The sequence below is a fragment of the Pirellulales bacterium genome, from assembly GCA_035499655.1.
In the GTDB taxonomy this organism is placed as follows: domain Bacteria; phylum Planctomycetota; class Planctomycetia; order Pirellulales; family JADZDJ01; genus DATJYL01.
Genome location: DATJYL010000168.1, coordinates 1 through 12,347, shown reverse-complemented (window position 1 = coordinate 12,347; position 12,347 = coordinate 1). Strand labels below are relative to the sequence as shown.

The following is a 12,347-nucleotide window of genomic DNA, read 5'->3' as shown; positions in this document are numbered from 1 at the left end:
CGGCGGCGTCATTTGTTAAGATTAGATTTATCTAGGGGGAAGCGCGCGGTGTAATTTTCGCCGCCATTGGTTTCCATCGATTCTCCGCATCTATTAAAAGCCAAGGAAATTACCATGCAGCGGTATCGAAGGCTGGAAAACATCGCCGTTTTAGGGCTGGCAGTTTTCGTGTTTGCTCTAACCTTGGACCGATTGTCGATCCGCGCTGCCGATTCCACTGACGCGCCCAAAACCGACGCGCCAAAATCCGACAGCGCCAAACCCGAACCCGCCGACACCGAAACCAAAGCCCAGCGCGACGCCCGCATGCAATGGTGGCGCGAAGCGCGCTTCGGCATGTTCATCCACTGGGGCATCTACTCCGTCCCCGCCGGCACCTACAACGGCAAGCGGATTGGCTCCATCGGCGAGTGGATTCAAAACAACGGCGAAATTCCCATGGCCGAGTACGCTAAATACGCGGCCCAATTCAATCCCGTCAAGTTCGATGCCGACGCCTGGGTCGCCCTGGCCAAAGACGCCGGCATGAAATACATCGTCATCACGTCCAAGCATCACGACGGCTTCGCCATGTTCAAGTCCGAAGCCTCGCCGTTCAACATTGTCGATGCCACCCCCTTCAAGCGCGATGTGCTCAAGGAGCTATCCCAGGCCTGCCAAAAGCAAGGCATGAAGCTCGGCTTTTACTATTCGCAATCCCAAGATTGGAACCACCCCGGCGGCGCCATCATCAAGCGCGGCAACCGCGAGCACGATTGGTGGGACCCAGCCCAGCAAGGCGATTTCGATAATTACCTCCAAACCATCGCCATGCCGCAAGTGAAAGAAATTCTTAGTAACTACGGCCCCGTCGCCGTGCTGTGGTGGGATACCGCCCGCCAAATGACTCCCGAACGCGCCGGCGCACTGCACGATTTACTCAAGCTGCAGCCGGGCATTATCACCAATAATCGCCTCGGCGGCGGTTTTCGTGGCGATACCGAAACGCCCGAGCAAGCCATTCCGGCCCGCGGTTACCCCAACCGCGATTGGGAAACTTGCATGACCATCAACGACACCTGGGGTTACAAATCGTACGACACCAATTTCAAATCCACGCGCCGCCTGCTGCGCAATCTGATCGACATCGCCAGCAAAGGAGGCAATTACCTGCTCAACGTCGGTCCCACGGCCGAGGGCGAAATTCCCGAGCCCGAAGCGCAGCGCTTGCGCGAAATCGGCCAATGGCTCCGCGTCAATGGCGAGGCCATCTACGGCACTTCCGCCGGTCCGTTTCCCAAGCAATTGGCCTGGGGCCGCTGCACACAGAAAGATGGCACGCTGTATCTGCACGTGTTCGATTGGCCGTCCGACGGCAAGCTCCAAGTGCCGCTGCTCAATTCCCAAGCGACCGCCGCGCTGCTCATCCTGCCCGATAAGCCACTGCCGGTCAGCGCCGCCGACAATGGCATCACCATCCAACTTCCCACCGAAGCCCCCAACGCCGACGCCACGGTCATCGTTCTCAATCCGCACGGCCCGCTCCAGTTGGCCACCATGCCCATTCCCAAGCAGGCCGACGACGGAACCATCCGGCTGCTGCCCGCCGATGCCGACATCACCGGCGGCGCCGCCATCCAGGGCGACGACGTCCCCAACATTGCCCGCTGGACTTCCACCCGAGACGTCATCAGTTGGAAAGTGGCCGTCGACAAGCCGGGCAAGTTCGACGTGACCCTGCTGTATTCGATGGGCGCCGACCGCGCAGGCGCCACCTTCTCCTTTTCCACCGGCGACCAAGCGCTCTCCGGCACCGTGGAAGCCACAAAAAACAACAGCGATTATCAAACCATGAAGCTGGGCACGCTCGAAATCGCCCAAGCAGGCGATACCAGCTTCACCATCAAAGCCGACAAAGTCCCCTCCGGCGGAGCCGTGATGAATCTCCGCAACATCACCCTCACCCCGGCGCCAAATTAGCCCCGGGCTCCGCCCGGGGGTCGCAGCGCCATCCGCCAACCGACCATCAACCGGCACTTCCAGTCAACTCGCACTTCACCCCCGGGCAAAGCCCGGGGCTAATACCAAACGCTTGACACCAATGTATAGATTCGCTATATATCGGGTTGCCACTGATCATCGCCTCGAATGTCGCCCGCTATCGAACGTTGCACCGCGCTCGCGGTTTAGCAGGAATCAATTTCAACCATTCACCCACACTTCACCCGACGGAGCGACAAATATGCCCATTAAACTCAGCAGCGAATTATTGCGCGGCAGTTTGGATTTGATGATTTTGTCCGTCCTGGCCGACGGTCCGACGTACGGCTACTCGCTCCAAAAGCGCTTGGCCGACGCCAGCAATCAAGCGGTGCAACTGCAGGCGGGCACACTCTATCCGCTGTTGCACAAGTTGGAATCGGACAAGCTCATCCGCAGCAAGTGGGAAAAATCAACTGGCCGGCCGCGAAAATGGTACGAACTGACCGCAGCCGGCAATCGCCGTTTGCATCAACAAGCCACCGAATGGCACAGCTACGTTGCGTGCCTGAAACAATTGCTTCCAACATTAGCGACAAGCAATCAGCAATTAGCAGCTAGCCGTACATCTCCGGCTAATTGCTAGTTGCTAATTGCTAACTGCTTCCTTATGTCCGACCGCGAATTCGAAAACTACCTGACGCTCATCGGCCGGTTGTTGCGGCTCAGTTCCGCGCAGCGCCAGGCCATTGGCGAGGAGCTGCGCGATCATTTCGAATCGCGCCTGGCCGAACTTATCAATCGTGGCTTTTCACACACTCAGGCCGTGCAATTGGCTCTGGAAGAATTCGGCGACGCCGCCGGTCTGGCGGCCCGTTTTAGCACCATCTCTCAAACCCGGAACAGGAGACTTATCATGCGCTGCACACTCGCCTCCGTCATCGGTTTAGCCGCCGCAGTATTAGTGGCCCTGGCCCTTTGGCCCGACAATCACGCCCCCAAAATGATCGACCGCGCCGCGGCCGACCCCAATCCATTTGAAGCGGATCATTCAAAGATGCTGGCAAGCGACTCGCCCAAGGTGAGCGCGGCTCAAAAAAATGTCGATAAGCCCGCCAAAGCTGCGAAAGCTGTGGCCAGTGACGCAGAAATGCAAGCCGCGCTCAACGATATTACCACCATCGAATTTCAGGGTACACCACTGTCTGACGCGATGGAGTTTCTCGCCGACCAACATCATGTTCAGATTATTTTCGACACAGGGGCTTTAAAAGGTGCGGGCCTAGACCAGAGTACGCTGCAAATCACTCTAAGGGTTCAGGACATCCAGCTAAAAACCGCTTTGGACTTAATCCTGCATGAATGGAATCTTACGTACATGGTCCATGACGGCTTTATGGAAATCACCACCAAAGAAAAGGCGGATTCTACACTGGTGACTCGCGTTTACGATTGCCAGGCGATCTTGTCGGCGCCCGATCCAGTGATGTCAAATTTCGTGTTGCACGCCGAAAAACGAGCCAGTGGCGAAACTTCCGGCGCAACTAAGGCCGACACGGGAATGGAAGCCAAGACCGACGCTAAAGCCGCCGGCCAAGGAAATAAATCGCCCACCCCCGCAGTCGCAAACAGCCCTGCCGACGAACTCATCAACGTCATGACCACCACCGTTGCGCCGAGCAGTTGGGATGGGCAAGGGGGGCCAGGCAGCATTCTTTATTACAAGGGCTTGCTCATTATCTGTCAAACCTATGATGTTCATGAACAGGTAGCCACGCTTTTGGACCAAATTTCAAGCAAGATTGCGCGCTCTGCCCCCACAAGTAGCGCCCCCTTAGCCCCGGCTTTGCCCGGGGCTAATACGGCGGGTGGCACGCATTACAATGGTGCGATGCCAACGACCTTTCGTGGCACAAAAGCCACTCGCATTTTGAACATGCGTTCAGTATAATCCGCGTTGGAACTTATGTAGTTCTCCGCCGCTCTTTGACAACTTAACCCCGCAATGCAAGCCCAGGGGTTGCAACCCCTGGGCCGCAATGGCGACAGTCTGCCCGCCCGCCGTCTCTTCGCCGGCAGACTTTTGTGCGCGGCTCGTGCAAAAGCCAACGACTCGCAGGCGGATTTGTCGAGAAAAACCGCTTGCCTAAATTCACAATCCGGTAAGAAACGGTCGGAAACGAACGTAAACTCGCCGACTTTTGCAGGAAAAATCGAGTTTCGTGATTTGCGCACAAAACTCCGTAGATTTCGCCCCGCACTCGTCCCTCGATCCGCGCCCCTTCAGATATGATACATCTGTTCCACTTCGCCGCTGGCCCGCTGCACGAGATCGGCAAAGCTGATGTCGCGGAGCATTTCCTGGCGGGAAATAGCCACGTCGCGCCAGGCTTTCAGCAGTGCCCGGCGAGTCGGCGACTTGGCGGCCGCGGGATTGGGCAACTTCTCCTTTCCGTCGGCCACGGCCATCACTTCTTCCAGCGTGATTTCCTCCGGCGCCCGCACAAGCTGATACCCGCCCGCCGCGCCGCGGGTGCTATTGACCAGTCCGGCGCCTTTCAGTTGCAACAGAATTTGCACCAGGAAGCGCGACGGAATGCCGTGCTCCTCGGCAATGCTGCGAATGCGCACCGGCTCTCCGGTTTCATAAGCCCGGGCCAGTTCCAGCACGGCCAGGCAAGCGTATTCGGTTTTGGCGGAAAATTTCATAAAGTAAAATTCATTTTTCACCGCAGAGACGCTGAGTCGCAGAGAAAGCAAAAAGATCAATCATTCAGTTTTGTTTGCCCTGCGTCTCTGCGGCTCAATCAAATTGATGTTTCCTACTCACTGGTATGTAGACCGCACTCGGTTTTTTGGAAACCGCTCCACCGGCCGGCTCGTTCGTCTTCGCCGAACATCACGGCCCGCGTGCAAGGCCAGCAGCCGATGCTTGGATAACCCTGGTCGTGCAGCGGATTGTACGGCACGTTCTCGTCGGTGATCAGTTTCCAAATGTCTTTCTTGGTCCAATTTGCCAGCGGGCTGATTTTCACGAGACTGAACTTTTTGTCCCAGCCCACGATCGGCGCTTTGGCCCGGTCCGGGCTTTGATCGCGGCGGATGCCGCTCATCCAGGCCTGCCAGCCTTGGGCCGCCTCTTTCAACACTTTAACTTTGCGGTCGGCGCAGCACTGGTCGGGATTGGTTTTGTACAGCGGGCCACCGTGCAACGCTTCATACACTTCGACCGTGGTGTCAGGCCGCTTGTATTCCACTTCGATGCCATAACGCTGCTTGATTTTTTCGCGCAGCTCCAGCGTTTCCTTAAATTGGTAACCGGTTTCCAAATTGAACACGTGTACCCGCGGCTCGATCTGGGCCAGCATGTGAATGATGGCGCACCCCTCGGGCCCAAATGCCGTGGCCATGGTCAGCTTGGGAAAATAATGCTCGACGGCCCAGCGGACAATTTCCTGCGGCGTGGCCGACTCCAGCTTTTCGCTTTCGGCCGCCAAAAAAGCCAGCAGTTCGGGTGTCGCCGCCAAGGGTTGATTCTCCAAAGCGGACATCGACGGCGAGGCTGCCGATTCTGCAAGAACCGGCTTCGCCGAGGTAATCGGCACGGTGCCAAACGGTTCAGACATGTACGGTATCGTAGCGAAAGTCATGGTAGATCACCGGGTTAAGTTGCGGTCCCGGCGATTGCGGATCGGCCGCGAACCGCCAAATCATACTAATGTTGCTCACCAAAGTCAACTATCGGCTATTTCCGCTATTTTTCCGTACTTTCTAGCCGTTTGTGCGGATTATTCCCCAGGCAAGATCGGGGTAATCTAAGCCATAAATCCTTACAAGATCGAGTGTTTCAATGGCTTGACGTTCCCTGGCCGGCGCGACACGATGCGGCATGGCAGAAGCAGACATTCGTCACCCAATCTCTTAAAAGCTCACCCCTTATGCCATCCACCTGCTATGTCCCCATCGATTTAGGTGCTTCCAGCGGTCGCCATTTGGCGGCCTTATTCGATGGCCAGCGGCTCACTCTGGAAGAAATTTATCGCTTTGAAAATGGCCCGGTCACCGCGGCGGGCCGAATGTATTGGGACTTGCTGGGACTGTGGCAGCACATCCTCACAGGCTTGCGCGCCGCCAAAGCCAAATATGGTGAACGCATCGCCAGCATGGCCGTCGACACCTGGGGCGTCGATTTCGGATTGTTGGGACGCGGCGACGAACTACTCGGCAACCCGGTCCATTATCGCGACTCCCGAACCGATGGCATGCTGGAACGCGCTTTCAGCACAGTGCCGCGCGACGAAATATTCGCTCAAACCGGGCTCCAGTTCATGCAACTCAACACGCTGTACCAACTGCTGGCGATGAAAATTCAGAATTCGCCCCAGTTGGATGTAGCCGAATCGTTCTTGATGATGCCCGATTTGTTTCACTGGTTACTGACCGGCGTCAAAGCCAACGAAATGACCGATGCCACCACCACTCAGTTTTTTAATCCCACGCAGGGACGCTGGGCCACGGAATTGTTGGAACAATTGAAATTGCCCACGCGAATTCTGGGAACGGTGATTCAACCCGGCGCCAAGCTCGGGCCGCTCTTGCCGCAAGTCGCGACAGCCACGGGGCTGACCAAAGTGCAAGTTGTCGCGCCGGGAACGCACGATACTGCCAGTGCCGTGATGGCGGTGCCCGCGGCCAGCCAACCGGGAGTTCGGCCCAATTGGTGCTACATCAGTTCTGGTACCTGGAGTTTGATGGGCGTGGAAGTGCCCCGGCCCGTAATCAACGAAAAATGCCTGGCCCTAAACTTTACCAACGAAGGAGGCGTGGGCGGCACAACGCGCTTGTTGAAAAACATTGTCGGTCTATGGCTCGTGCAGGAATGTCGCCGGGTATGGAGCCTGGCCGGAACGACTTATTCCTGGGAGCATTTAACGCAGGCCGCTGCAGCCGCCGCGCCGTTAGCCGCCTTCATTCAACCGGACGATCCATCGTTTTTGGCGCCCGCCGATATGCCGGAAGCCATTCGCACGTTCTGCCGCCGCACCAAACAAACCGTGCCGGCCGATGAGGGAGCGGTCATTCGTTGTGCGTTGGAAAGCTTGGCTTTGCAATACCGGCGAACGTTGGAGTCGTTGGAGGAATTGATCGGCGGACCCATAGAAGTTGTTCACATTGTCGGCGGGGGATCCCAAAATCGGCAACTTTGCCAAATGACTGCCGATGCTTGCCAACGCCGCGTCGTGGCCGGCCCCGTCGAAGCCACCGCCATTGGCAACGCCCTGATGCAGGCCATTGCCGCCGCTGAGATTAGCTCAATTGCCCAAGCGCGCGAAATCGTGCGGCGCAGTTTCCAAGTGGAAGAATATACCCCGCAAAACGGTTCCCTATGGAAGGAAGTGTACGCGCGGTTCTTGAAACTTGCCGAAAAGTGAATCGATCGAGCTGATCGACGGCGCATACGGAAGAATTTTGCTTTTGAAAACCGCCGGCCGAATTCACACTCGCTTGCTTAAGCGTTCGGAAAGTCGGCGCAGCGCCGTGCTGATGTCGTCCGGACTAATGTGGACTTGCAGCAAGCTGGGCCCGCTGGTATCGGCCCAGGCGCGCTTCAATGCCTCGTCCAATTCTCCCTCAGTGCGGATGTCATAGCCCGTGCCGCCGCCAAGCACTTCGGGTAATTTGTGGTAGCGCCAGGGATGAACGTCGTTGAAATTGCACTGCGGATGCAAAAACCGCTCGGTGCCATAGCCGCCGTTATCCAACAGAACGATAACGGTGGGAAACCGGTGCCGCACCAGCGTCGAGAGCTCCATGCCGGTCATTTGAAACGCGCCGTCGCCCACAATGACGACTGCTCGTCGATCGGACCGTGCGGCATGCACACCCACCGCGGCCGGCACGGAAAAGCCCATCGAGGTGTAATATGCGGGGGAAATGAATTCGGTTCGCTCCCGCACCACAAGCTCCGTGGCGGCAAATAAAGAATCGCCAATGTCGGCAATGACCACCGTCTGATCGTTCAGCATTTCGTTCAGTCGGGCGGTCAAGCGACGTATGGTAACCGGGGCCTCGCGACGGGGGACAAATTTTTCGCCGTTACGTTGAGGCGGGGTCGGCAGTGTCCGCGCCGGCGGAGTGGGTCGCCGTGCCGCCAAGGCTCGAATAAAATCGCCCAATGGCACGCCGTGGAAGTGGTGATGACGAATCCGCAACTGCTCGCTCGTGGCGTAAATGCACTTCGCCGGGTCCAAGTTGGCGGTGTAAATCCCCAAGTTGATGTCGGTCATGAATGTCCCCAGCAAGATCACACAATCGCTTTCCTCCACGAAGCGCGTAACTTCCTCGCGCCCCAACGCCCCCTCGTACAAGCCGACGTACAGCGGATGAACTTCGCTGATCACGCTTTTGCCCAATATCGTGGCCGCAATCGCGATGTTCGATGCTTCGGCTAGCGCCAACACGTCGTCTTGCAGACCGAAACGGTGAATTTCCACGCCGGTAATGATCACGGCCCTCTGACAATTGGAAATCCAACGGGCAGCTTCTTCGATCGATTCGCTCAATGCTTCCGGCTCGAGCGTGGCTTCCAATTGGCGGAAGGGATACGGCTTTTCTGGAACGACATTGACCATGTCGCGAGGCAATTCCAAATAAACGGGCCGTTTGTGGCGAGCAGCGGCATCAAGCACCCGGTCGATTTCGCGAAACGCTTCGTTGGCATCGTCCAGCTCCGCTCCCGCGATACACAGCTTTTCAAACACTTCAGATTGAGTGTGAAAATCTCGCACCTTGTGGTGCAACAGCGGATTGTTGACCCGTTCGTGCAATCCGGGAGCGCCGCTGATGACCACCACCGGCGATTTTTCGGCATAAGCGCCGGCGATCGAGTTGCACAAACTTAATCCCCCCACGCAGTACGTGACACACACGGCCCCCATGCCGTTTACCCGGGCGTAAGCATCGGCTGCAAAGCCGGCGCAATCTTCGCGCGTGCAGCCGATGGTTTGAATGGGACTTTCGCTGAGCATTTTGTAAAAGCCCAGTACGTAATCGCCCGGAATGCCGAACACGTGGCGTACGCCGTAGTCTTGCAGTCGGCGAATAAGGTATGCGCCGATCGATAAGCCGGCAATCGACTGGCCCTCAGCCAGAGCCTCAGTTTTTTTCGACATTGGAAATCCTCGAACCGCAGATGTTCCTCCATCATGCCCGTTTGCATGGAGGAACTTTCCGTTTGGCAGGCGTGTGCCGCCATTATTGCCGCATTCGCGCGCCAGCGGCAATTTCAGATTTTGACCGCGTCGGCGGTTGCCATGACATTTCTTCGTTCAGAGCCGACGTTCGGTTCGAGAACCGCGTGGTTTTCGCGTAAGGATTAACCACCACCACAGGGCAAGAAAGGCGGTCATACAGGCCAATACTACCAACGAGCGGCGAAAATCGTGCTGTAGGTTTTCTCCGCCAAAACCGCCAAAGTAGGCGCCCACGGCATGGAAACTTCCCCATCCAAGCAGCCCCACCGTCAAAATCACCAACACCGTTTTCTGAATTTTAGTCGGGTCGGAATTGGATGTCATGCGAGTGTCTTGATCCACCAGTGATGCGTCTCTAACAAGTGAATACGGCATGCCAGCGCAATCAGGCGTGCGACAGAAATGTTGTCAACCCGATGGCAGTTCATGCAACTGCTATCGGAAAATCTTTCAAATCGAAGACGCCAAAGCCCATTTTTTTGAGGTTTGCGCTATTTTCAGCCATTCGGCACGCCCGGTGCAATGTCATCCCGGTGGATTGACCAAATTATTTCCAAGATTGAAACAAGGCCCAACGCCTGCCTAGCTATCTATACCTTTCAGATTAAGGAGTCTGCTATGAGACGGCTTTTATGCATTGCTGCCGCGGTTGGCGGCCTGACCGTTGCTGGAGCCAGTGCTGCCCAAGCGGGGCCGCCGGTGCAATTTGTTGGTTGGGATCATCACCATGCTGTGGTCGATCGTTGCTACTATCCGCCGGTACGATACGTTCGGCCGGAGGTGGTTTACTATCCGCAGGTGGTTGCCGCTCCGCAGGTCGTTAGTGCACCGCCGGTTGTCGTTGCTCCACCCGCTGGTTTCATTTCGCTCGGTGGACGGCATTTCGGCATCCAGTTTGGATTTTAAGGCAGTTAGAAACGAAATTTACCCCGCAGGCCGTGTTTCCAGGGGGCAACCCAGCCGCTGGCGTGCCACGTTGTGGCAACTCTGACGAATCCCGAAAGTTTGGGCTCTGAGAAGCGCCCCAGAGGTTTGTCCGAGTTGTGCACCAGCGTGGCACGCTGCACAAGCACTTCACGCTTCTACTAATAAGCCCATCTCACATGGCAGGCGGCGCGGCGCCAACTTCTTTGCCGGCCTGTTTCATTCGTTCTTCAAATTGCGTGCGTGCTTTCTGCCACATCGTGGATTGGAGGGGCACTTCGCAGCCCCCTTTTGTCTTGCAATCGTTCATGCCTGGCGTTTCGCCGCAGCCGCCTTGGTGTTTGCAATCATTTTGCTGGGCGCACCCGTGATGCACCGCTGCACACGTGCCCTGACCGGCGCAGGCATTTTTGCCGTCAGCGCCTTGGCCCTTGCAAGCATTTAAGCCGCGACAAGTGTGGAGTTCCGGTGTGGCAGCCTTGGCGGTGTTAGATTCGGAATGACAACCGATCCACGTGCCGGCGGCCATGCCCCCCAGCGCGGCAGAGGTCAACTTGTGGAAATCGCGGCGGGAAAGATGGCTGGGCATAAACTTCTCCTTGATCATTCCGCACGTCAGCGAATCAATCGCATCAAATTAGCCCAGATGCAAACATGCGCCTACTGGGATGAGGCATTCGATGAAAAGCTTTTTTTATCGTTCACATCTCGGGGGGTATTGACATCTAGGGGGCGATCATCACAATGCGCCACAGGAGGCTTTGTGAAAAATGTCACGAAGTTCGTTCCACGCTTTTCTGGCTCGGCTCTGGAAGCGGCGTTGGCTACGTCCGCATATTACTCGTGCGCAAGTGGTTTCTCGCTGCACGGTAACACTTGGCTATCTGGTTTTAGCACTGGGAATTCCGCTGCCCTTGCCGGCGCGCAAATCTGCCGGACAGCCTTATCCCTGCATGAATCACCGTTGCGGATGCCAATCGGCCGAGGAATGCTGGCGAAATTGCTGCTGCATGACGTTGGAAGAACGATTGATTTGGGCCCGAGAAAACCACGTCATTCCGCCCGATTACGCGTTGGCCGCCGCCCGTGCCCAGGGCATCGAATGGGCCGCCTATTGGCCGCACGATCCCAGCCCACAAGACTCAAGTCCCAGTGTTGGCACTTCCCCTGTTCCGGAACAGGCCGTTTGCCAGGAACAATCCGGCCAGGGTTCAGGTTGTAAGCCTGCGGCTTGTGAATGCTCGTGTTGTGCTTGCCAGCGCTGCGCCAACACGCAAACATGCAAGGAAAACCAGCCCACCAGCGGCGTTTCACTGTTGGAAGCGCTGAAGTGCCACGGGGCGGGCGAAAACTGGCAAGGCTTAGTCGTCTCGCTGGCCCCGCCACCCATGGTTCAAGTTCGTTTTTCCAGCGAGATGGTTGAGTTGGTGAACATATCTTCCCCGACATTCTCATCTGTGTCTTTCCCACCCGACGTGCCTCCGCCGCGATTGCTGTTTCGCGGATGATTCAGTTGAGCGGCACGAATTAGATCGGGCAATTTTTGCGCGGTGCCGGCCAAGCGACCGGAGCTCCGCGCGGTCTGTGCTTATCCGTGCGCTCAACTTCAGGACGTAGTTTTTTCCGCGCCTTGCTCGATGACGAAGGTTTTTGCCATTCGCTGTTTGGAGGTTTTGCCATGCGCAGTCGAAATGCTTTTACGTTGGTCGAATTGTTGGTCGTAATGGCCATCATCGGCTTGCTGATTGGCTTGTTGTTGCCTGCGGTGCAACACGCCCGTGCGGCGGCAAGAGAATCGGAATGCTTGAGTCATCTGCACCAAATTGGCTTGGCGCTGTCGCAGTACATCAATGTCCATCATGGTCACTTTCCCTGGACATACCACGGCGATCCCACCGGCACTTACCATGCCGATGTTCCGGATTCGTGGATCATCAGTTTGGCGCCGTATCTCGAAAACGACGACAGCATGCGATTGTGTCCCGACGATCCCATGGGATTGCCGCGGGTCCAGCCCGACGTGAATGGGAATCGTGGCACGAGTTACGTCATTAACGAGTACGTGGCTTATCCCGCGTCCGACGGCTTTTCAGTGCAAAACTTCAACCAATTGAAAGCTCCGCAAAGGCTGATCGTAATGTTTGAAGGCGCGGTCACTAGTAGAACCGTTGAAGACGACCATGCGCACACGTCCACCTGGTTTGCGCCGGG

The 12,347-nt window shown here is 56.8% G+C and carries 12 protein-coding genes; 7 read left to right on the top strand and 5 right to left on the bottom strand.

The window, feature by feature from the left end; genetic code table 11:
• Positions 1-114: 114 nt before the first annotated feature.
• From VMJ32_11980 to VMJ32_11970, 3 genes are all read left to right on the top strand, one after another.
• Positions 115-1,959 carry an alpha-L-fucosidase gene (locus VMJ32_11980; protein HTQ39739.1) on the top strand — a complete coding sequence of 615 codons (1,845 nt, stop codon included), beginning with the start codon at positions 115-117 and terminating at the stop codon, positions 1,957-1,959.
• A gap of 262 nt (positions 1,960-2,221) precedes the next feature.
• Entirely contained in the window at positions 2,222-2,605 is a 384-nt protein-coding gene (locus VMJ32_11975) for a PadR family transcriptional regulator (GenBank protein HTQ39738.1), read from the top strand.
• A 24-nt stretch (positions 2,606-2,629) separates the two neighbouring features.
• Positions 2,630-3,910, top strand: a complete 1,281-nt coding sequence (locus tag VMJ32_11970) for a permease prefix domain 1-containing protein (GenBank protein HTQ39737.1) — start codon at positions 2,630-2,632, stop codon at positions 3,908-3,910.
• Between the two features lie 332 nt (positions 3,911-4,242).
• Here the strand turns inward: VMJ32_11970 and VMJ32_11965 are convergent, their stop codons facing one another.
• Both VMJ32_11965 and VMJ32_11960 read right to left on the bottom strand, forming a co-directional pair.
• Complete coding sequence (locus tag VMJ32_11965) at positions 4,243-4,668, bottom strand: Rrf2 family transcriptional regulator (protein ID HTQ39736.1); 426 nt, start codon at positions 4,666-4,668, stop codon at positions 4,243-4,245.
• A gap of 113 nt (positions 4,669-4,781) precedes the next feature.
• Positions 4,782-5,510, bottom strand: a complete 729-nt coding sequence (locus tag VMJ32_11960) for a phosphoadenylyl-sulfate reductase (protein ID HTQ39735.1) — start codon at positions 5,508-5,510, stop codon at positions 4,782-4,784.
• Between the two features lie 387 nt (positions 5,511-5,897).
• On the opposite strand from VMJ32_11960, the gene VMJ32_11955 reads away from it, so the two are divergent.
• Positions 5,898-7,391: a rhamnulokinase family protein gene (locus tag VMJ32_11955; GenBank protein ID HTQ39734.1), complete on the top strand. Its 1,494-nt coding sequence runs from the start codon at positions 5,898-5,900 to the stop codon at positions 7,389-7,391.
• A gap of 63 nt (positions 7,392-7,454) precedes the next feature.
• Here the strand turns inward: VMJ32_11955 and VMJ32_11950 are convergent, their stop codons facing one another.
• Both VMJ32_11950 and VMJ32_11945 read right to left on the bottom strand, forming a co-directional pair.
• Positions 7,455-9,131, bottom strand: a complete 1,677-nt coding sequence (locus tag VMJ32_11950; protein HTQ39733.1) for a thiamine pyrophosphate-dependent enzyme — start codon at positions 9,129-9,131, stop codon at positions 7,455-7,457.
• A 156-nt stretch (positions 9,132-9,287) separates the two neighbouring features.
• Positions 9,288-9,536, bottom strand: coding sequence for a hypothetical protein (locus VMJ32_11945; GenBank protein HTQ39732.1), 249 nt, complete (start codon positions 9,534-9,536; stop codon positions 9,288-9,290).
• A 294-nt stretch (positions 9,537-9,830) separates the two neighbouring features.
• On the opposite strand from VMJ32_11945, the gene VMJ32_11940 reads away from it, so the two are divergent.
• The gene (locus VMJ32_11940; protein HTQ39731.1) at positions 9,831-10,118 is read left to right on the top strand and encodes a hypothetical protein; all 288 of its coding nucleotides are present in this window, start codon (positions 9,831-9,833) and stop codon (positions 10,116-10,118) included.
• A gap of 193 nt (positions 10,119-10,311) precedes the next feature.
• Here VMJ32_11940 and VMJ32_11935 read toward each other — a convergent pair whose 3' ends face one another.
• Positions 10,312-10,725: a twin-arginine translocation signal domain-containing protein gene (locus VMJ32_11935; protein ID HTQ39730.1), complete on the bottom strand. Its 414-nt coding sequence runs from the start codon at positions 10,723-10,725 to the stop codon at positions 10,312-10,314.
• A 364-nt stretch (positions 10,726-11,089) separates the two neighbouring features.
• Here VMJ32_11935 and VMJ32_11930 point away from each other — a divergent pair, with 364 nt between their 5' ends.
• Positions 11,090-11,644: a hypothetical protein gene (locus VMJ32_11930; GenBank protein ID HTQ39729.1), complete on the top strand. Its 555-nt coding sequence runs from the start codon at positions 11,090-11,092 to the stop codon at positions 11,642-11,644.
• 170 nt (positions 11,645-11,814) lie between these two features.
• Positions 11,815-12,347 (top strand): DUF1559 domain-containing protein (locus VMJ32_11925; protein HTQ39728.1); only part of this gene is annotated, 533 nt, incomplete at its 3' end.

Coding starts and splice junctions, on each gene's coding strand:
- VMJ32_11945 (HTQ39732.1), bottom strand. CDS start 9,536: ATGACATCCAATTCCGACCCGACTAAAATTCAGAAAACGGTGTTGGTG.
- VMJ32_11935 (HTQ39730.1), bottom strand. CDS start 10,725: ATGCCCAGCCATCTTTCCCGCCGCGATTTCCACAAGTTGACCTCTGCC.
- VMJ32_11965 (HTQ39736.1), bottom strand. CDS start 4,668: ATGAAATTTTCCGCCAAAACCGAATACGCTTGCCTGGCCGTGCTGGAA.
- VMJ32_11950 (HTQ39733.1), bottom strand. CDS start 9,131: ATGTCGAAAAAAACTGAGGCTCTGGCTGAGGGCCAGTCGATTGCCGGC.
- VMJ32_11940 (HTQ39731.1), top strand. CDS start 9,831: ATGAGACGGCTTTTATGCATTGCTGCCGCGGTTGGCGGCCTGACCGTT.
- VMJ32_11960 (HTQ39735.1), bottom strand. CDS start 5,510: ATGTCCGCTTTGGAGAATCAACCCTTGGCGGCGACACCCGAACTGCTG.
- VMJ32_11980 (HTQ39739.1), top strand. CDS start 115: ATGCAGCGGTATCGAAGGCTGGAAAACATCGCCGTTTTAGGGCTGGCA.
- VMJ32_11975 (HTQ39738.1), top strand. CDS start 2,222: ATGCCCATTAAACTCAGCAGCGAATTATTGCGCGGCAGTTTGGATTTG.
- VMJ32_11955 (HTQ39734.1), top strand. CDS start 5,898: ATGCCATCCACCTGCTATGTCCCCATCGATTTAGGTGCTTCCAGCGGT.
- VMJ32_11930 (HTQ39729.1), top strand. CDS start 11,090: ATGAATCACCGTTGCGGATGCCAATCGGCCGAGGAATGCTGGCGAAAT.
- VMJ32_11970 (HTQ39737.1), top strand. CDS start 2,630: ATGTCCGACCGCGAATTCGAAAACTACCTGACGCTCATCGGCCGGTTG.